General features: G+C 40.4%; 18 protein-coding genes. 3 read left to right on the top strand and 15 right to left on the bottom strand.

The features are described 5' to 3' along the window. Nucleotides 1-87: 87 nt before the first annotated feature. A complete protein-coding gene (locus PP175_RS09825) occupies nucleotides 88-717 on the bottom strand; it encodes a hypothetical protein (protein ID WP_272442570.1) in 630 nt (209 codons plus the stop codon). A 279-nt stretch (nucleotides 718-996) separates the two neighbouring features. On the opposite strand from PP175_RS09825, the gene PP175_RS09820 reads away from it, so the two are divergent. From PP175_RS09820 to PP175_RS09810, 3 genes are all read left to right on the top strand, one after another. Further along, entirely contained in the window at nucleotides 997-1902 is a 906-nt protein-coding gene (locus tag PP175_RS09820) for a glycosyltransferase family 2 protein (protein WP_272442569.1), read from the top strand. 100 nt (nucleotides 1903-2002) lie between these two features. After that, a complete protein-coding gene (locus PP175_RS09815; protein WP_272442568.1) occupies nucleotides 2003-3118 on the top strand; it encodes a DegT/DnrJ/EryC1/StrS family aminotransferase in 1116 nt (371 codons plus the stop codon). Further along, nucleotides 3115-3750, top strand: a complete 636-nt coding sequence (locus PP175_RS09810) for an acetyltransferase (RefSeq protein ID WP_272442567.1) — start codon at nucleotides 3115-3117, stop codon at nucleotides 3748-3750. Before PP175_RS09815 ends, PP175_RS09810 begins: the two co-directional genes overlap by 4 nt. Before the next feature lie 129 nt (nucleotides 3751-3879). On the opposite strand, the gene PP175_RS09805 is transcribed toward PP175_RS09810, so the two are convergent. The 14 genes from PP175_RS09805 to PP175_RS09740 all read right to left on the bottom strand — a co-directional run bounded on the left by PP175_RS09805 (nucleotide 3880) and on the right by PP175_RS09740 (nucleotide 20442). Beyond that, a complete protein-coding gene (locus PP175_RS09805) occupies nucleotides 3880-4908 on the bottom strand; it encodes a glycosyltransferase family 4 protein (RefSeq protein WP_272442566.1) in 1029 nt (342 codons plus the stop codon). Continuing rightward, nucleotides 4889-6109, bottom strand: coding sequence for a glycosyltransferase (locus tag PP175_RS09800; RefSeq protein ID WP_272442565.1), 1221 nt, complete (start codon nucleotides 6107-6109; stop codon nucleotides 4889-4891). Before PP175_RS09800 ends, PP175_RS09805 begins: the two co-directional genes overlap by 20 nt. A gap of 48 nt (nucleotides 6110-6157) precedes the next feature. Then, a complete protein-coding gene (locus PP175_RS09795) occupies nucleotides 6158-7735 on the bottom strand; it encodes a glycosyltransferase (protein WP_272442564.1) in 1578 nt (525 codons plus the stop codon). A gap of 43 nt (nucleotides 7736-7778) precedes the next feature. Further along, a complete protein-coding gene (locus PP175_RS09790; RefSeq protein ID WP_272442563.1) occupies nucleotides 7779-8891 on the bottom strand; it encodes a glycosyltransferase family 4 protein in 1113 nt (370 codons plus the stop codon). 82 nt (nucleotides 8892-8973) lie between these two features. After that, nucleotides 8974-9936 (bottom strand): GDP-mannose 4,6-dehydratase, encoded by a 963-nt coding sequence (gene gmd, locus PP175_RS09785; protein WP_272442562.1) that lies wholly within the window; start codon nucleotides 9934-9936, stop codon nucleotides 8974-8976. Nucleotides 9937-10172: 236 nt separating this feature from the next. After that, a complete protein-coding gene (locus tag PP175_RS09780) occupies nucleotides 10173-11144 on the bottom strand; it encodes a CgeB family protein (RefSeq protein WP_272442561.1) in 972 nt (323 codons plus the stop codon). Between the two features lie 103 nt (nucleotides 11145-11247). Beyond that, nucleotides 11248-12096 carry a dTDP-4-dehydrorhamnose reductase gene (gene rfbD, locus PP175_RS09775; RefSeq protein ID WP_272442560.1) on the bottom strand — a complete coding sequence of 283 codons (849 nt, stop codon included), beginning with the start codon at nucleotides 12094-12096 and terminating at the stop codon, nucleotides 11248-11250. Then, the gene (gene rfbB, locus PP175_RS09770) at nucleotides 12093-13058 is read right to left on the bottom strand and encodes a dTDP-glucose 4,6-dehydratase (RefSeq protein ID WP_272442559.1); all 966 of its coding nucleotides are present in this window, start codon (nucleotides 13056-13058) and stop codon (nucleotides 12093-12095) included. The genes rfbD and rfbB overlap by 4 nt, the downstream gene beginning before the upstream one ends. Before the next feature lie 18 nt (nucleotides 13059-13076). Further along, nucleotides 13077-13622, bottom strand: a complete 546-nt coding sequence (gene rfbC / locus PP175_RS09765) for a dTDP-4-dehydrorhamnose 3,5-epimerase (protein WP_272442558.1) — start codon at nucleotides 13620-13622, stop codon at nucleotides 13077-13079. Continuing rightward, entirely contained in the window at nucleotides 13612-14352 is a 741-nt protein-coding gene (locus PP175_RS09760) for a sugar phosphate nucleotidyltransferase (protein ID WP_272442557.1), read from the bottom strand. The genes rfbC and PP175_RS09760 overlap by 11 nt, the downstream gene beginning before the upstream one ends. 25 nt (nucleotides 14353-14377) lie before the next feature. After that, nucleotides 14378-15124: a glycosyltransferase family 2 protein gene (locus PP175_RS09755; protein WP_272442556.1), complete on the bottom strand. Its 747-nt coding sequence runs from the start codon at nucleotides 15122-15124 to the stop codon at nucleotides 14378-14380. Nucleotides 15125-15430: 306 nt separating this feature from the next. Then, nucleotides 15431-16951 carry a peptidase G2 autoproteolytic cleavage domain-containing protein gene (locus PP175_RS09750; protein ID WP_272442555.1) on the bottom strand — a complete coding sequence of 507 codons (1521 nt, stop codon included), beginning with the start codon at nucleotides 16949-16951 and terminating at the stop codon, nucleotides 15431-15433. Between the two features lie 288 nt (nucleotides 16952-17239). Then, entirely contained in the window at nucleotides 17240-19270 is a 2031-nt protein-coding gene (gene mutL / locus PP175_RS09745; protein WP_272442554.1) for a DNA mismatch repair endonuclease MutL, read from the bottom strand. Nucleotides 19271-19578: 308 nt separating this feature from the next. Beyond that, nucleotides 19579-20442, bottom strand: coding sequence for a right-handed parallel beta-helix repeat-containing protein (locus PP175_RS09740; RefSeq protein ID WP_272443233.1), 864 nt, complete (start codon nucleotides 20440-20442; stop codon nucleotides 19579-19581).

Here is a 20442-nt window from a genome sequence, read left to right as displayed (position 1 = left end):
AAAAACAGCAAGCAAATGATAAAAGGACACGGAGGTGGCCTGTCCTTTATGAAATATCTGCTGGATAACTTTTTTTGTTTATTTTCGTTAAGATATCAACCAAATATCTGCAGTGAAGGCTAATGCTGCTGGATTTGGCAATCCTAGTGGAACAATATTATAGTTTACGGTTTCGAAGGAAATGACTATTTGAAAGGTATGACCGTTAAGGCCTACAGGTACAGCATCACTTGCATTAGAGTAATGGCGAATGTTTAGCCAGTTAGAGGGGGCTTCATTTGTTGGTCCGCAATTGGGATCCAGATTTCCACCGATAAGATTGGAAGCTGGAGTTAAAGTAGTAAATAGTTTATTATCAGTGGCATCAAAAATGTCGATCCTTGAATCATGCGCATCATCGCAAAACACGCTTAAATCGACGAGAAACTGCTGGCCAGTTGCCAAGGTCACCCCAATCGTTGATACAGCGAAAAATCTCGTTTGGGGAGTGGCCGTAACCGAATCCCAAACATAGGAAGGGGGCGTCGCCGAAAAAACATTGTCAGCTGTATAGGGTAGCAATTGCGGCCATTGTGGCACACGCCCCACGATAGCTGCGACCGTACCAGATCCACTTCTTGCCTGAGCAATTGCTGTAGCTCTATCCACTGAGGATACATAGGTTTTAGAAAATGATGAGTCCCCACTAATAATTCTTTCAAAAGGAAGAATAGGCATTTAAATTCACATCCTAGTAAGTGATGGTTTATTATACGCCTTCTGTATAAATCGGGGTGGGTTTTCCTGTTAGGCATTGGTATAATTTTTATCTTTTGCGCCCAATTTTGGATGACTGTTATAAATCGGGATAATAATCTAGCACTTGTCCTGAACTGTATACATAGTATGTGGTATATTGCACGAAGGGGGTAACCAATTACGAATTTTTTGAAACCGGAAAAGAAGTTGGGCATCTAGCCCACAAGAACGAAATGTTATGAATGGAGGTGCCTTACAATGCCAGTAAATCAACTTCCATTAGTAAGTGTCGTTATACCGGCATATAACAGACCACATTATTTAAAAACAGCATTAATTAGTGTCATCAATCAAACATACCCCAATTTAGAAGTTATCATTTGTGATGATAGCACCAATGATGAAGTGCAAACAATGGTGATTCCTTTTCTGAAAAATTTCCCCTATATCAAATACTTCAAGAATGAAAGGAATTTTTTTATTGAAAATTGGCACAAATGCTTTAGCCTAGCATCCGGGGAATTTATCAATTATTTAATGGATGATGATGTATTTCATATAAACAAAATTGAATACATGATGTCTTATCTTTTAAGCAATAAAGAAATCACTTTGGCTACTTCGTATCGACCGGTAATTGATCAGAATGGCAATAATGGTATTCCGATTGAAGCCACACAAAAAATTGTTGATAACACGACAATATTTGAGGGAAAGCAGCTGGGAAATTATGTCCTCACGAACTGTTTAAATGTTATTGGGGAGCCAACGACAGTCCTGTTTAGAAAACGTGATTTAAAAGAAAAGTTTGGATACTATAAAGGCAAACAATATGTTTGTCTCAATGATGTTGCAACCTGGCTATCCTTATTATCAAAGGGAAAAGCAGTGTATATTGCAGATCCCTTAAGTTATTTTAGAATGCACTCCGGTCAAAATAGCCATTCAGTAGATATCGCATTATACGCAGTCAAGGAATGGCTCGATTTAATTATCGATTCCAGGCAAGATGGTTTTCTAAATAGTGTTCATCTCTTTAAGACAGCACTTCATACCCACCGCCAACATGTTCAAAATTTAATTCCCTATTATCAAGACGCATCATTACAAACAGCAATAACTGAAGTTATACAGCGTATTGATTCTTTGTTGTCAGCTATGTAGAACTTTTGGAATTTTCTATAAAGTAGAGCACCCATTTGACGTACGGCAGATCAGATTTTTTGTTATCACTATATAAAGGAGAGGTGTGTCATTAATATACATGAAGAAAATACCATTTTTACGGCCGAATTTAGTTAAACATGGGACATTTTTGAATTATTTGTCCCAAATTGATCAATCAAGAATATATAGCAATTATGGACCATTGAACACACTTTTTGAAAATCGGATTCTCAATGAGCATTTTGGTAACATTGGCGATGTTACTACGGTTAACAACGCTACAACTGGTTTAATGCTTGCAATTTCACAATGTAAGCGCCCTAATGGTATCTATGCCTTGATGCCAAGTTTCACGTTTTCCGCAACGCCTCTAGCTGCTATCTGGTGCGGATTGGAGCCTTATTTTATCGACATTGATCCAGACGATTGGTGTATCAATGAACAGTTAATCAACGAGGTACTGTATAAATTGGGAGACAAAGTTGCTGTTGTGGTTCCATATGCAACGTTCGGTATTCATTTAAATATAGATTATTATCAACGTTTAGTGGCATCAGGAGTACCCGTTGTAATAGACGCTGCTTCTAGTTTCGGGAATACAGGAAAAAGCGGGCACTTCGGAAAGGGGTTTTTGGGATCGGTGGTGTTTAGTTTTCATGCCACTAAATCATTTGGGCTGGGTGAAGGCGGCTTAATTTATAGTGCGAATAAAAATCTTATTGCGAGCATACGGCAGGCTGGTAATTTTGGATTTTCCATGAAGAGAGAAACAACCGTACAGGGCCTCAATAGCAAGATGTCCGAGTATACTGCTGCAATTGCGCTGTCAACTTTAGATGCCTTCCCCAAAAAAGCTAAGCTACGACAACAAATTCGTCAATGGTATGTAAATAAGTTTAATTTATTAAATTTACACAACGAGGGATGGACTCTTCAAAATACAGATGATAATATAATTTATCAATTTTTACCTGTTTTATGTCCTGAAGGAAGTAGAAATCTTGATTATGTTAATTTGCTTGCACATCAACAAATCGAAGCACGAACTTATTTTTCCCCTGCTTGTCATGAGCAATCTTTGTTCCAATCTTATTCACACACTGCTTTGTCGGTTACGGACAATATTGCTACCCGTATACTTAGTTTACCCGTATGGGAAGAGATGGATGAAGAGGATGTTACACACGTGTTAAGAGGATTGATTAAACGATGAGTGAAATTGTAATTTGGGGCTGTGGCGGGCATGCACGTGAAATGAACCTGCTTTGTGAGCAATCGGGGCACACGGTTATCGGATTCCTTGATGAAAGACGAGAGATGAAAGGAAAGGTCGTAGATGATGTTCCTGTGTTAGGTGATTTGGAGGATATCCATGCACTACAGCACAAAGTTGAAATTGTTTGTGCGGGTGTTGGAGAACCTTCATTAAAGAAACGTTTAGTTGCTAAAACAATTGAAGCAGGCTTTAAGCTTAGCAACGCATTGGTTCACCCTTCAGTCTATGTCTCAAAAAGGAATTCTGTAGGAATCGGGTCTGTTATTTGTGCAGGTTCAATTTTGACGGTGAATATTGAAATCGGAAATTTTGTGATCATCAATCGTGGTTCGAACATTAGTCATGAAAACATAATCGGCGATTTTGTTACAATTGGACCGGGTGTGAACATTGCTGGTAACGTAACGATAGAAGAGGGCGCGAAGATTGGAATAGGTTCTTCAATACGCGAAAAAATTAAGATAGGGCCCTGGTCTGTAATCGGCGGAGGAGCATTTGTAAAGGAAGATGTTCCGCCTAAAACGTTGTACGCGGGTGTGCCGGCCACATATAAGAAAAGTTTAATCTAATCCCCTTACCTCCTATCATAAAAACAATTCAAAGGTCATCAAATGATATTCAATACGCTAACCGAAGCGGGGTCAATCCAGAAGGCATATGAGATGTCTTCTGGATTGACCCCGTTTACAACCTGTTCTTTAATATGCGCTAAACACATTATCCAAATTATTCATTACCCTAGACCAATTATATTTCTGAGCTGTGTTGATTCCATTAGCGGAAATATGGTTTCTGAGTTCGCCGTCCGTTAAAACTCTATAAATGGCGTTCGCTACTCCCTCCACATCTCCTTTATCCACCATAAGACAATTGTATTCGTTAATACAAAATTCCTCGTTCCCTTCCGCCTTCGTGGTAACTACCGGTGCACCACATGCCATTGCCTCAAGTATTGGCATGCCAAAGCCTTCATGAAATGAGGTTTGTACAAAAACCCCGCAGTTCGCATAAAGGTCAGCGACGGTGGTATCGTTAGGCACGGGAAAATGTCTAGTTGGCGCCTGAATTCTATTTGGTGGCTCAGGGCCAAATGTGAACAGTGATATTCTGCTTAATTTTCTGTAAACTATTTCTACAGCTTCAGCTGTGATGCCAAATCCCTTTAGATGTTGGCTATTTCGACTGCAAGCTAGAATACGGAACGGATCGTAATAATAGGTTCTATTTGGTTTGAAAAGATTGAGATCAATTGCGATTGAAACGTTTGTCGCCTGTTTATGAAAACGTTCAGCCAACTGCTGTGTCGTCCAGTCCGCAATCGTTAGGAAATTGACGCTCGTCTTGTATGTCTGGCGTACTTTTTCCTGCATATTAGGTGAATCCGGATAATAACTTTCCTCAATATCTTGTACGAGGTAAAAAGGGATTCCGCGTCCCCCTTGTTGCGGATCGCAACTGGTTAAAACGAGATCCAGTGTCTTCCACCAGGTGGCTACTTTGATGGCATCCATCATCTTTAGTATGTGTAACATTTCCTGATAGTTATTAAACTTCCTTATTTGTACTTTCAGATGGAACCAGTTCGGTTGATAGTCAAGGGCAAATAAATGAACTCTGTAACCCATGTCATGTAAATGGTTGACATGCTCAAAGACGTTTTTAATTCCTCCTGAAACGCCAGTCGCTTCCAATACATAAACAATGTCTTTACGTTTTAAGTATGCCAAAATACTCACTCCATTTCATTTCAAACTGTTTCATAGCTTCAAATTCCTTCTGAGTGTAGTAACTATTTCTAACAAATGCTCCCCTTGTCTTTCCTTCCAAATGAATGGCACTGGCTTGGCCGCAATAAATAATTCTCCAGCCTTTTAAACGGGCTCTATAACAAAAATCAATATCTTCATACGCCGTAAAATAATCTTCAGAGAACAGCCCAATATCCGCAATCACCTCTTGATTTATTAAAAACAGAGCACCTGTTACAGCATGAACATCTTCTACGGCAGCCGCGGACCAAAAATCACCGGGCAATCCGCGATACCTATGACAAAAGCCAGTTCCCTCAGGCGCAATCCCCCCGTGCTGAATGGTTTGATCTGGATAAAGCAGCCTTGCTCCTACAACACCGATGGCAGCTGAACTGTGCATGGCATTTATCATTTTTATCAGCCATTCCCGATCTTGGAAAATGACGTCATTGTTTACCAATAAAACATATTTACCCTTTGCACGTTTTATGCCTTCATTTACGGTTCGACTGAATCCCTCATTGGAACCCTTTAGTACGACTGTCACGTTTTCTAGTCTGCTCCAATTAAGAAGCTGCTGTTGAATATGTTGTTGACTCCCGTCATCAACAACAATTATTTCATATGCAATTTGTGAAACTGTATCTTTAAGAGACTTCACACATTGTTTTACCAGGTCGATTTGATTAAAGGTAGGGATAATGAAACTGACCAAATTTTGAAGATTCATTCTCCATGGTGGGTTTTCAGCTGCTAGAAGAGCCGTGCATTCGGGTGATGTTAAGATGGAGATGAGGACTGAAAGACGGCCACCACCCTGTCTGAGAAAATGCACAAAACTCTGCAATCCTCCCTCATCCGGTTCACGAAACAATAGTTCCCGATAAAGACTCTGAACGTATTGGGTTTCACTCGACTGATAAAACGTCTGTAAAACCTCATTTATTGTTGAATTATTTTTGCTAAGGATTTTAAGAGGTTGATTGAAATCTCTTTCACAGTTTTGTATTAAGGAAGCCACAATGGCTATTTTATTTTGGCCAGCCGGTAAAAAGTCTCGATGGTGTTGTAGCTCCCCAGGAGCTGGTTCCCGATGCATGAGTTCCTTATATAATAAAACAACAAATTCAGATCCGTCTTTTTGGTATATGTCATGTAACCTTTGAATGATTCTCAAACCGCTCCCTCCTGAACATACATGTAGTAAAAATTAGCCGAAAAAAATTTACAGCCAGGGAGGATTAGCAGTAGCAAGAAGTGCATTGCATTCAGGTGATGTTAAAAAATTTAACAGCACGCTTACACGATCTCCCCGCCATCTCAGATAATCTAGATGGGAGTGCAGTCCTCCTTCGTCTGGTTCACGCAATAAAATTTGCCGATAAAGGCTCTGGACATATAGGGTATCATCGGAATGATAAAATGTCCGAAAAATAGCATGAATGGTTTGGCTGCTTTTGCCATGCATTCTAAGGGATCGATCAAAATCCAACTTGTATCTGTGTAGTATGGCGCCCGTTATCGCCATTTTGCTATGGCCAGCTGCTAGAAAATGTCTGAAATATTCAACATCTCTCGGGTTTGGTTCTATTTCTAATAGCTCCCTATATAATTGAATAACAAATTCGGATCCGTCTTTTCTATATAGCTCGTAAAGCCTTTGAATTAGTCTCTCACCACTTATGGAACAAGAAGTAATTTGTGAAGGGTTTTTTCCTCCTATTAGTTGGTTGGCCGCCGTGATAATATCCGTGGCAACCTGGTCATAAGTATGGGTTTGAGCAATGAAGCTTTTTAATTGGGCAGCTTTTGCTGCAGCTTCACCATAATTTTCATAGACGCGTCTCATTGCTTGTTTTAAATGCTCAATAGAAACTTCCGCCCACATTTGTTCAGGCTGGTAACCGTAATAATAAGATTGCGGCTTCACTGGGACAAGTTGGTAGGGAATTAAATAACTGTTTGCTTCATTTAGAAAGTCGGTGTGCCCTCCCCATCCCGTCGCAATCACCGGAAGTCCGCGGGCACCTGCCTCCAGAAAAGGGTAACCTACACCTTCCCCCCTGCTGGCAAGGACAAACGCCTGGCAGCTTCTATATAACCCATCCATTTCAGATTCGTCTCTAAATTGTGTATCAATATAAACCCTGCCCGGGTTACGGTACTTTCGGCTTTCTGCGAATACCAGTTGTTCCACATTATGGCCGCCGATAGCTTTAATAATCAAAACCACATCTTCTGCCGAAGAAAATGCTTCAAAATAGGCTTTAAGCAAACGATCAAAACCTTTTCTTTCAATCCAAGTAGAAATGGATAAAAAGCGAAAAGAGGGGAGTTGATGAACATATGGTGGAATTCTCATTAACGATGCATCTAAAGTTAATGGAGAAAGACAGGGCCTAATTTTAAATAGTGGTACACTTACTCCTGATTGTCGAAATAAATGAAGGTTATGATCACTCGAAACGAAGACCGCATCCATTTGATGACATTTGCTTATCCAGTTATCGGGAATTTTGGATGTTTCCCAGTACGTGAATCCGACCGATGGCCAAGGCTTTTGTTCCCACATATCTGGCGTTTGGTGCTGAATATACAGCGATTGTCCAGAGATGTTTGCTGCCATCATTTGATTGAAAGTTCTTTCTTGATCTGGTGAGAGTGCGTAATGGGGCCAACTGTTCCGAATTAAGTCGAGTTTAACTTTTATCCCTTTAAGGTAAAGGGCTAACAGGCACTCCCTCGAAGCTCTGCTATAACCTGAATGATCAAATACAGAACCTTTCCATACAATTTGTACCACTTATGTCCCCCCTTCCACTTTAGAAGTGTATGATCATTAAACGTTAAATTTCTTGAATCCTATTCAGCATCCTTTTCGCACTTTTAGCCCATGTATAGTTGTTTGTTACCATCTCCTGGGCAATCCTTGCTTTTTGGACAGCTTCAGAAGGGTTCTGATAAACATGTCTCATTAAATGTTTAAGATGTTCTTTATTGGGTTGACTGTAAAATAAATCTGTGTTCCATGCATGTATCTTCTGAAAACCTTGTACTTCTATCAGATAACCATTTGTATTATTGATAAAATCCAGGTGAGCGGACCAATTCGTGGTTATGACGGGAAGTCCCACAGCCATTGCTTCCATTACAGTCATGTTCCAACCCTCACCGTGAGTAGGCAGAACATAACAGTTGGCACTGTTGTATAATTGAGCGAGCCTAGCATCCGTCCAATTTTCTCTTGTAGAAATTAAAATTACTGAGTGCCTTCTAATTCCAGAAATTTCTTCGGCAATCTGATTAATTCTAGACTGTTGTTGAAAAGTTTCTTCTTGACTCGCTACTCGGGTCTTAACTATTAAGCTAACATCTTCGTCCTCTCGAAACTCTTCAAAAAATGCTCGCAATAAGCTCTCAAAGCCCTTCCTGGAATCCCAACTCGAAGCAAGGGTTAAAAACGCAAAATTTCGTTTTCCTTCAATTTCCAACAAAGGTGATTGACGGCGAAAAATATTGGTATCGACGCCCAACGGCATCACTCTAAGCTTGGCAGGCAGGACTCCACTGTCAACAAAAGTATGATAATTAAATGTAGAGGGAACCCAGATCTCATCCATTTGATTACATTTATCTTCCCAGCCTAGTGGGAGCCTGTTACATTCGAACATAGTTAGACCAATATGAAAATTTTTTGGATTATCTTTCATTAAAAAGGTAGGAATGAAATTAAATAATACGATATGGTTATCAGGAAGGGGATTATGATGAAGACTATTTAATAACGACACTGTATCCGAGTCTAAAAAGTCGCTTACAGCCTCTTGAATACACGGGGTGAATTTAATGGATGCCCCCAGTCTGGCCATCTCCAGCATTAAACTGCGACTTACTTTTGCATACCCTGTTGGTTCAAATACAGATCCTCTATAATGAATGTTAATTGGTTTGTTAGTCATCAAGTCTACCATCTTTCAAACAACTATTTTTGTTAGTAATTAACATAATTTCCGATCAACTACGTAAAAAAGGAGAACGATTTTAGTGTGAACCATATTTTTTCAAATCTGCCTCTACCATCATCTCAATCAATTCTTTAAACATGACTTTTGGTTTCCAACCCAGCTTTTTGTTGGCCTTTTCGGGATTCCCTATTAACAAATCTACTTCAACGGGTCGAATGTATTTGGGGTCAATCACCACATAATCCTGCCAATTTAAATCGACATATGCAAAGGCTGTTTCTACCAGCTCCTTAACGGTATGCGTTTCACCGGTTGCGATGACATAATCCCCCGGTTCATCTTGCTGCAGCATTAACCACATCGCTTCGACGTAATCCCCGGCAAAGCCCCAGTCCCGCTTAGGATCCAAATTACCTAAGCGCAGTTGATCTTGAAGGCCCAGTTTGATTCTTGCAACGGCATCCGTTACCTTGCGGGTTACAAATTCAATTCCCCTACGTGGTGATTCATGATTGAACAGAATACCAGAGCATGCAAACATATCAAAGCTCTCTCGGTAATTAACCGTAATCCAGTGCCCATATACTTTAGCTACTCCGTATGGGCTGCGGGGATAAAACGGAGTTCTTTCCGTCTGGGGACTCTCTAGTACTTTTCCAAACATCTCGCTGCTGGAGGCCTGATAAAATTTAATATCCAACTTATTCAAGCGGATCGCTTCCAATAAATTCGTTACGCCCAGACCTGTTACTTGGCTGGTGAGAACCGGTTGATCCCAAGAGCTTCCGACGAATGACTGGGCAGCCAGGTTATAGACTTCATCCGGTTTAGTTTTATGAATAATTTCAGTCAAAGAACCTTGATCCAATAAATCTCCTTCCACAAACTCAATTTCATTTTTTATATGAGCGATATTTTCCACGATTGGAGAACTTGTTCTTCGGCGCATCCCAAATACCTTGTATCCTTTATTTAAAAGAAGTTCAGCCAAATAAGAACCGTCCTGTCCTGTGATACCAGTAATGAGCGCTTTTTTCATGAGCTTCCGAACTCCCCCTATATCTATTGTTTATCCATGTTTTTCTGCAAAATGGTAAAGCTTAGTAATTTTATATACTCGACAAATATTAAAAGCTTTTCTATTATCCTATGTTTAAAAAGCTGATGAGGTAACGGCGTAAGCCTTACTTAGATTAAAAAGCGAATGTTGCCCACATTTCTTCAAATGATTAAAAATGCGAACTATCTATTGCATTTTTATACCAGAAAAGTTCTTTAACGAAAAACTACATCTAGTAACTCTGAAACTCTATGCAAAAAACTATGCTGTTTTTGAATAAGGTTTTGAGCTCTTTCCCCCATGATTTTTCTCTCTTCTTCATATTTAAGATAATATTCAATCTTTTCGATCATTTCATTTGGTGTTTTATATGTGGCAATATCATATCCTGGTGTATAAAACTTGGCTAAATCTTCACGAATATCTGTCAATTGAAAAGCCCCGCATGCAGAAATTTCAAATGTTCTCGGATTAAGAGATAATGCTTGTATATTGTTACTATTAAGCTTTTGAAATTGATCATCATGTGAACGGTGCATATTGATCACAATTTTCGCGCCATTGTAATAGTTGGCTGTTTCCTCGGGGGACATCCAATGATTTAGATTAATTTTCTGCTTTAATAATGGATAGTTGCTAAGGCGATCCCACCACAATCCTGATATGAGGACATTTTTACTCGATAGGTATTCTGCAACCGCATCAAAAAAAGATACACGATTCGAAAAAGCACTGCCAACAAATAAAATATCCTTCCTATACCTCGCATCAACACTTTTTGGCTCAAAAACACTGGGGTCTGCAGCGAGCGGAAGATGAAAAACATTGCGGCACCCTAATGATCTATAATAAGAAATACAATTTATTTCTTGGGTAAACACGAAATCATAATAGCAAGCAATAAGTTTCGTAATATCCGTATGATAAGGGTCATCCGTCATCCAGATTGCTGTTTTAATGCCAGTTTTATTTAAAGATTGTACCTCACTGAGGGGTAATTTATAGCCATTAAATACTACAACTAAATCAGGTTCCATTTTTTGACCGATTTCTGCTATATTCTCATTTGGCGCTGCCACATAAAGTTGTTTAACGACCCCTTTGAAGCCTTCAGCAATTCCCCTATCTAATGGCCAATAAGGAACATCGTATCCAGACTTTACAAATAAAATTTTAAGATCTCTCAAACAAGCCTCCCCTTTTCTTAAATTCACCTACACATCTATGATGGGATGTTCCTGTCATCCCATTTTTGGATTCCTGGACTATTTAAATGGGTTATTTCCATTGTTAACTTTTTAATTGTTTTATTAATTTCTCTAGGGATTCCTTCCAACACGGCAGGGGCTCAAAACCGTTTAATCGAATGGCCATATTATCCATGACCGAATAAGGGGGACGGGGAGCGGGCCTTGGAAATTCGTTAGTAGTGACTGGGCTTACCTTAACATGAGAGATACCCGCTTCTTCAAAAATTGCCTTAGCAAATTCATACCATGAGCAAGAACCTGAATTGGACGCATGGTATGTTCCGTATAAATCTGTTGTTATAAGATTTCCTATGAATCTAGCCAAGTCTACAGTATAGGTAGGGGAGCCAATCTGATCATAGACAACTCTGATTTCATTTCGTTCCTTGGTCATTTTAAGCATTGTTTTTACAAAGTTGGTTCCATGAGCCCCATATACCCATGAAGTACGTACGATAAAATATCTAGAACTAAATTGTCTGACAAATTGTTCTCCTGCTAACTTTGACTTCCCATACACACCTATAGGGGAAGGAGCTTCAAACTCGTTATAAGGCTTTGAACTTTTGCCATCAAACACATAATCCGTACTAATATAGACGAGTTTTCCCCCTATCTGTTCGCAAGCACATGCAACATTCCGGGTTCCGTAGGCATTGATGCGATAAGCTGTCTCTGGCTGTAGCTCTGCGTCATCTACTTTCGTATAGGCAGCTGTATGAAGGACAACATCCGGTTTCACTTGGTTAATAATTTCATATACCTCTTGGTTATCCGTAATGTCTAGTTGTTCGCGCGTACATCCGTAAACGTCGTATCCCACTTTATTTAGGCAGTACACCGAATCCATACCAAGCTGACCTGTGGCACCTGTAACGAGTATTCTCATTTAAGCTTCATCCACCACTCTTGATTATCAATGTACCATTGGATCGTTTCCGTAATCCCTTTATCAAATGTATAGTGGGGTTTCCAACCTAAATATGTGATAATCTTGGTAGGGTCAATCGCATAACGCTTGTCATGACCTGGGCGATCTGTGACAAATGCAATTAGCTCCTTTGATTTCCCTAATTTTTCAAGAATCAATTCAACGACTTCAATGTTTTTACGCTCATTATGACCGCCAATATTATATACTTCACCTGATTTCCCCTGATGAAGAACTAGATCAATGGCTGAACAATGATCTTTTACGTGCAACCAATCACGTATGTTATGTCCTGTTCCATAAATAGGTATGGGTTCATCCTGTAAAGCTTTGGTGATAGTAAGCGGGATAAGTTTTTCTGGGAAGTGATAAGGGCCGTAGTTATTTGAACAGCGTGTAATATTTACATTGAGTCCAAAAGTTTCATGGTAGGCGCGTACCATCAAATCCGCACTGGCCTTACTAGCTGAATAGGGACTATTAGGTGCCAGCGGTGTGTCCTCAGTAAAATAACCGGAATCACCTAAAGAACCATACACCTCATCCGTTGAAATTTGAACATACTTTGCAATTTGGAACTTTTTTGCTATATCTAAAAGTACTTGTGTTCCTATTATGTTGGTTTGCGTAAAAATGTCTGGATTGTTAATACTTCTATCTACATGAGACTCAGCAGCAAAATTTACAATGACATCGATGGCGTATGTTTTCATGACATAATCAACGAGTTGTCGGTTTGTGATATTTCCTTTTACAAATGTATAGTTACTATGACCCTCAATTTCTTTGAGATTTTCTAAATTGCCCGCATAAGTTAATGCATCAAGGTTAATAACCTTATAATCTGTATATTTTTCCAGTATATAGTAAACAAAATTAGTTCCAATAAAACCTGCTCCACCGATAACTAATAAATTCATGTAATCTCTTCTTTCTTATTAAATAATGAGGTCTGCATCTTTTAGTAAAGGATGGTGTTCATCTTTCTTAGAAAGAACTGGATTGGATGTAGGCCACTCTATTCCTATATCCGGATCACTCCATAAAATACCCCTATCATGATCAGGAGAATAATACTCATCGACTTTGTACGCTACTTGTGTATTTGGTGCTAGTGTACAAAAACCATGTGCATAACCCTTTGGGATAAGCAATTCCCTTTTATTCTCCTCACTTAAAATCACACTAATATATTGACCAAAAGTAGGTGAGTTTTTCCTTATATCTACAACCACATCATAAATAACGCCTGTTAAAACCCGAACGAGTTTAGTTTGTGTCTTTGGGTTTAATTGGTAATGGAGCCCTCGAATGGTTCCACAATTTATAGATAGAGAGTGATTATCCTGTAAAAATCTGACATGGAGACCTAATTCGTTAAACGCAGATTCATTATAACTTTCCATAAAGAACCCTCTCCGGTCACAAAACACATCTGGTTCGATTACCAGCACTCCATCTAACTTCGTTTCGTTAATTTTCATGAATATTCGCCCAATCCAGTTTATAATCTTTAAATAGTTCATTTGCTTTTGCTAAAGAAGCATGGGTACCTGCATCAACCCAGCATCCATTTAGCACGTCAAAAGTTAATTTTCCACATTGAATATAAGCATTATTTACATCTGTAATTTCAAGTTCTCCGCGTGCTGATGGTTTTAACGTTTTGATAATGTGAAATACAGTAGAATCGTACATATAGATTCCTGTTACAGCATAAGATGATTTGGGAAGGACCGGCTTTTCTTCAATATTTACGACTTTATTTCTCCCAAGTTCAGCAACTCCGTACCTTTTAGGATCTTCAACCTCTTTAATTAAGATCTTTGCACCGCCACCTTGTGCAAGGAAATTCTTGATATACGGAAAAATTTTATCGGAGAAAATGTTGTCGCCAAGAATGACGGTCATGCAGTCTGTACCAACAAAGGATTCGGCTAAGCCTAGAGCGTGTGCAATTCCACCGGCAAGGTCTTGAACCTTATAGGTGAAGGTTGCTCCAAACTCATGACCACTCCCTAATAAGGAAACAACATCACCTATATGTTCCTTCCCGGTGATTATAAGTATGTCTTTTATTCCTGCTTGTCGTAGTTTATAGATAGAATGATAAATCATGGGATACTGGCCAACAGGTAATAAGTGTTTGTTTATAACCTTAGTAAATGGCAATAGACGAGAGCCTACACCCCCCGCTATAATAATTCCCTTCAAAACTTTCACCTCTCATCTCTATCCTTTAACCGTAAACTCTTTCATCATTCATCATATGGGCCCACTTTGTATCAAAAATTTTTTTGCCTATTCCTGCCCATTGTGCAAGTTTTGAATAATTTTTCGAACTTCCCTGATGATAGTGATAAACAACTGTACAAGGGGTATAGACTACTTTGAAACCTTTATCTCTTGCGTTGTAACAGTAATCGGTCTCCTCAAAATAAAAAGGATATCTTTCATCCAACAATCCAAGTTGCTTAATATTCTCTCTCTTAATCATCATGCAGGCTCCACAAACACTTACGCACTCAATCTTTTCATTATATTTATCTGGAGAATCCGGCTCTAACCATCCTCTTACATTGGGATTAGCATTGGTACCAACCACCCCGCATCCAGTGATCAGGCCATCCTGATTTATCAGTTTTGGCGCTGCTACAGCTACTTTCGGATCCTCTTCAAAAACCCTTATCATACATTGAGCCCAATCGGATTTAATAAATTTAGTATCACTATTGAGAAATACAATGAAGTGATTGTCACCCGCCAATGCTCCTTTATTGCATGCTTTCGCATACCCTTCATTAACCGAATTACGAATAACCGTAACCTCAGGAAACTTTGTTGCAATCATGTCTACCGACCCATCTGTTGATCCGTTATCCACTACGAACAACTTAAATGGAACCGAAGTATGACCTAAGATTGATTTAATACAATCCATTGTTAACTCTCGGGTGTTATAATTAACAATAATAATATCTAACATAAACCAGTTCCCTTTCACTCTTTTTATCCACGTTAGAACACCCTTGACTATCACGGTCAGTTTTGTGAACAAATAGAACGAATTAATTTCTCAAGAAGGTTTGATTGCAACATCAAAAGAAGAGTCGCAGGTTACAATTGCGCTGCATCTGCTTACCATTACAAGTTATGGTACCTTATGGCATTGTACGTAGGATAATTCCTAGGGGTGAATGTTGAGGATGCAAGTTCGCAAAAATAGGGTAGCATATTTGCTTGGACGAAATAAGCAACACAATTCGAAGTTGTAAACTAGAGGGCTCGCTCATTATTTAATAAAAATTTGGATTTGATTGTCCCCTACCCGCTTCATCACTCTATAGCCATTACGGGAAGCTGTTGCCACTCCTTCATCATTTGGTTTACAATATCCATTTGGTTCACATGTTCCATCATCACGCACTAATAATTTACCAACTATACCAACAGCGACCCATTCCGGCCTATGCCTGCGAGGTATATATGTTTGCGAAGGATCGTACGAAGGGTTTAAGATGGGTTCCATTTTTTTAACCTGAGGAGAAATGACATTCCCTTTTTCATCTCTTCTTTCAGGTATAATCACCTCGTTATATTGAACTCTGCCCCAGTCATCTGTTTGGAATAGGTTATGCCAGCGCAAATCACTGGCATCAGCGATCATTGCTGGCCTTGCACTGACCACGCCAAGGATATATTCATCGTGAGCATGGGCTTTTCGTATTTTATCACCCTCACCGTCTAAAGTAACAAAATATCCAGCATCAATTGAATTGCCATCAATCGTTTCAAACATTTCAGCATAGTCCCCAGCAGCAGGAGCGACGACCGTTCCGTCCAGATAGAGATTTCCGGTAGTTCCTTCGATAACAGCCGCGTTTAATGGTGGACCGACGACAAAACCATTTGCTAGATGCCAGGAAAAAGGGAATCTTGTAACGCCATTCTGACCCATAATAGAGGAACCTGTATGAGCGGGATTTACAATAGTATTGACACCCTCAGAATGGGAAAAATTCGCTCGCGCTCGAGTACAGGCACCTTGTGCATGGGAAGCAAATCCACTGGCTGTGGTGCTCTGCCCCTCGGAATGGGAAAAATGCCCGATTGCAAAAGTGCCGGCACCTTCCGCATGGGAAGCAAATCCACTCGAAAGTGTTTGGTGTCCCTCTGCATGGGTTGCCTTACCACTCGCAGTTGTATTAAATCCCTCCGCGTGAGAACCTGAGCCACTGGCTGTTGTTTGTCGGCCTTCTGCATGGGCTCCCTCACCACTGGCTGTTGTACTTTGTCCCTCCGCATGGGAAAAGTCTCCGCTAGCAACGGGACCTAGATACAACGTTATATCCTCAGTACCGCCTTCTGTATGCGAAGCAAACCCACTTGCTGTTGTACCAACACCTTCCGCGTGTGAAGACGATCCACTAGCTAAGTTAGGGGCGGAATTACCGTATGGATCTGCACCCCCGCCCTCTGCATGTGAGAACTCACCGCTAGACGTATTTCCCTCCCCTTCCGCATGCGAAGCAAACCCAGTCGCCATGGTAACATTCCCTTCCGCATGCGAATATGAGTTACTTGCTAATGTACCTAATCCCTCCGCATACGAATTAAATCCATAAGCATTACTGTTTATTTCTTCTGCATGAGATAAACTTCCAGCAGGCTTGGCAATCACAATGTTATCCAAATTTTCCTCACTTGATTCTATATTTTCCCTTTTGAATTCCGAATTTTCCTTATTAGAAAGTGAATTATTCTTATTTGATTTAGAACAGCCAAAGAATTTTTTGTCCCACTCATTACCCATGTTTTCGCATCCTTTACTGAAAGATTGGAGAACGTAAATGGTTAAAATATTAATAGTAGAACTATTGCTCCTCAAAATACTGATTCTCATGCAGTAGGCTCCCTTTCCTTTGCATCTTATGCATCTGCTTTGCAGTTAGAAACAGAAAACTAGAGATACTGTTGTAAAATAGACCAGTGAGAAAAAGAAGTTTTTAAGTGCTTTGCACTCAGAAAAAAAAAAAAAAGCGGAAAACTCCTGGCGTAACAGGAGTTTTCCGCTTCGATTTAGCTATTGAATACCATTTGTTTACATTACGCGCTTGAACATCTTTTCAATATCATAGGTGGAGAAATGAACGATAATTGGCCTTCCATGCGGGCAAGTAAATGGACTCGTTGTGCGACGCAAGCGTTGAATGAGCGCCTCCATTTCCGCATGTGTTAAATAGCGATTGGCTTTAATCGCAGCTTTGCAGGACATCGTAATGGCAGCCGCTTCCCGCAGTTTAACCACATCGATTTCCTTCTTCTGTTTTACAACCATGTCCACCATTTCACGGAGAATCGACTCTTCTTCTCCTTTTGGCAGCCAGCGTGGATGGGATCGGATCATGTAACTGTTGGAACCGAAAGGCTCCAGATAAACCCCTACCCTGCTGAATTTGTCGGTGTTTTCTTCCACCGCAAGCGCCTCCGCTTTCGTTAAATCAAGCGTAATGGGCAGCAGAAGATCCTGGCTTTCTATTGTGTCATCATGCAGTTTGCCAAGGAAAAACTCATAGAAGATCCGCTCCTGTGCAGCGTGCTGGTCAATCATATACATGCCATCCTGGTTTTGAGCCAAAATATAGGTGCCATGCAGTTGCGCCATTGGGTACATTTCTGGCACTCTCAATACTTCTCCGGGTTGCACCTCATTTTCAGTTGAGGCTTGAACTTGCGGAAACTCCTGCACAAGTTGCTCTCGTTCATCCACTTCATACACGTTAGTCTCTTGGGTTTCACGGGATTCCTCTGTTTCCTGTGTTTCCTCTATTTCTCGGGTTTCCTGTGTTTCTAGGGTTTCCTGTGTTTCGCGGGCTACCTGGGTTTGCCAGGTGTCTTCTAACCTTTTTACATAACCGGAAGCTACTTGCTGTTGTTTTGCCTGTGGACTTTTTTGTGTATTAAACGTACTTTGCTCATTGGGCTGTGCCCCAATCTTTGTTGGTGCCTCCGAAGTCATGCTTATTTCAAGGGATGGGGAAGACTTCGACGGAACCAGCAAGGACCAATCAATTGCTTCCTGCTTCTGATTTTTCCACTCGGGTTGGCCACGGCGGACATCTCTGCCAGGCTCAGGAATGAGCCGCTGTCTGCCCCATACACTTCTTACCTCCTGTTCGACAAAGCTATAAAGCTCCTGCTCTTTGCTAAACCGAACCTCGAGTTTGGCTGGATGCACGTTTACATCGACAAGTGTCGGATCCATATCCACCGCCAGCACTACGACAGGGAAGCGGTTGATCGGCAAGAGAGTATGATAACCACGCAATACAGCGTTGGCAAGCCCGATATTGCGAATGTAGCGGCCATTGATAATGGTAGAGATATAGGAACGGTTTGCGCGTGTAAATTCGGGTTTTGCTATAAAGCCGGAAAGGGTATAATCCAGGGATTCCGCTTGTATTGCAACCATATTTTTGGCCAGGTTTAGGCCGTAAATGGCTGAGATGACATGAAGCACTTGGCCGTCTCCGGATGTTTTTAAGATTTGCTTATCATTATGCGTTAAGAGAAAAGCGATTTCCGGATGCGATAAGGCTAACCTGTTAATCACGTCAGAAACATGGCCAATCTCGGTCTGAATGGATTTCATATATTTTAAACGGGCAGGTGTATTAAAAAATAAGTCATATACCTTAATCTCAGTTCCGCGTGGAAAAGCAGCGGGTTCGCAAGCTTCTTCCCGGTCCGCCACCCGAAAAATCCGGGTTCCAGCCGGCGCACCCTCAGCGGTGCTAATGACTTCCATTCGTGAAACGGCCGCAATGCTCGGGATTGCCTCTCCGCGAAAACCAAGAGTGCGTATATGCGAAAGGTCGCGCGCGCGCTTCAACTTGCTTGTGGCATGCCGCTCAAATGCCAGGCGGCAGTCATCCCGGTCCATGCCGATCCCGTTGTCTTTAATTCGGATGGAGGCGAGCCCGCCTTCCTCCAGGTGTATTTCAATGCGGGTACTTCCAGCATCTATTGAGTTTTCCACCAATTCTTTTACTACAGAGGAAGGCCGCTCCACCACTTCGCCGGCGGCAATTAAGTTGGCCAACTGTTCGTCCATTATATGTATCGCAGCCACTAAATCCCCTCCTTTTCACCCTTAATCGTACCATGATTACGGCCAGATGTCAGGTGTGCTACTCCTTGCTAAATATAAGACGCAGTTTCTTTATTCATAAGTCCTTGTTTATATAAAATAAGGTGCTTTATTCTTCGAAATCTATGTAAAACATATGTAAGATGTAAAACGGGTGCTCATGTTTCGCTTTTTAAACTAAATAGTATCTTGTTTAATTAGCTGGTTTCCGTCAGTAAGGAACGTCCAATATGGCTGATATGAAAACAACCTCCCAAAACAATCGGGAGGTTGTTTTCAACTGCATTTTATTATGAACAAACTCTTTGATCGGAAATAGTTGCACCATTATTATTTGCACTTAAGGTAGTCGTTGGGTCGTAGAGTGGACTATTACAAGGAGTGCTAGCAAAAAGAACAATATCGAATTCATTAGCGGGATTATCCCATGAGTTTCCTTGTAATACAAAACTAGCATTATCCACTAAAAATCCACCTTTTGTGTTAAAAACAACATTGTTAGTTATATTACCATTCGTTCCTGGATTTAGATACATTCCAGTACGTAATGAATGGAAATTATTACCTTTTACTATTAAGTTATTTGCATTGTTTGCTTGTGGGACTACGGCTCGATTTACGACCCAATTGATCATTGGTAGTTGTTGTGGAGGACCAAATATTGTATTGTTTAGAATTCTGTTATTGTTGCCTCCAATTTGTATAAATTCCTTTGGAACATCGCTTGTAATAGTTAAATTTTCAAGTGTAATATTGTTTCCTACAACCAGAAATAAAATTGTGTCGGCCGTTAATACGATACGACTACCTGGTAACCCTTGTAACGTTAACGGTATATTGATAACGACTTGCGTAGATTGGTTAATAGTTCCAGGTAATACCAGTAAGACATCATTATTGTGCGCGTCTGCTACAGCACTGGGTATTGTTGGATAAAAAGTGCCTTGTGTTTGGTTAAATACGGCCATTGGTGTTACTGCTGATGACGCAGAAATGTCAGCTACAAAAGCAAGGGCAGCGGGATTGCTAAGGCCGGGATATTGATCATAGTTTAAAGCCGTATAAGAGATAATAATTTTATATCTTCCAGCAGGCAGGGTATCTGTAGAAATTGAATAAAATCGTATATTCTGCCAGTTGTAAGGGAAATACAT

Source organism: Aneurinibacillus sp. Ricciae_BoGa-3 (assembly GCF_028421645.1).
Lineage (GTDB): Bacteria > Bacillota > Bacilli > Aneurinibacillales > Aneurinibacillaceae > Aneurinibacillus_B.
The sequence above is the reverse complement of the archived record's forward strand: the minus strand, read 5'-3'. Positions and strand labels throughout refer to the sequence as shown.

Coding starts and splice junctions, on each gene's coding strand:
- PP175_RS09825 (WP_272442570.1), bottom strand. CDS start 717: ATGCCTATTCTTCCTTTTGAAAGAATTATTAGTGGGGACTCATCATTT.
- PP175_RS09750 (WP_272442555.1), bottom strand. CDS start 16,951: ATGGGTAATGAGTGGGACAAAAAATTCTTTGGCTGTTCTAAATCAAAT.
- rfbD (WP_272442560.1), bottom strand. CDS start 12,096: ATGAGAATACTCGTTACAGGTGCCACAGGTCAGCTTGGTATGGATTCG.
- PP175_RS09820 (WP_272442569.1), top strand. CDS start 997: ATGCCAGTAAATCAACTTCCATTAGTAAGTGTCGTTATACCGGCATAT.
- PP175_RS09815 (WP_272442568.1), top strand. CDS start 2,003: ATGAAGAAAATACCATTTTTACGGCCGAATTTAGTTAAACATGGGACA.
- PP175_RS09755 (WP_272442556.1), bottom strand. CDS start 15,124: ATGTTAGATATTATTATTGTTAATTATAACACCCGAGAGTTAACAATG.
- rfbB (WP_272442559.1), bottom strand. CDS start 13,058: ATGAATTTATTAGTTATCGGTGGAGCAGGTTTTATTGGAACTAATTTT.
- gmd (WP_272442562.1), bottom strand. CDS start 9,936: ATGAAAAAAGCGCTCATTACTGGTATCACAGGACAGGACGGTTCTTAT.
- PP175_RS09740 (WP_272443233.1), bottom strand. CDS start 20,442: ATGTATTTCCCTTACAACTGGCAGAATATACGATTTTATTCAATTTCT.
- rfbC (WP_272442558.1), bottom strand. CDS start 13,622: ATGAAAATTAACGAAACGAAGTTAGATGGAGTGCTGGTAATCGAACCA.
- PP175_RS09810 (WP_272442567.1), top strand. CDS start 3,115: ATGAGTGAAATTGTAATTTGGGGCTGTGGCGGGCATGCACGTGAAATG.
- PP175_RS09790 (WP_272442563.1), bottom strand. CDS start 8,891: ATGACTAACAAACCAATTAACATTCATTATAGAGGATCTGTATTTGAA.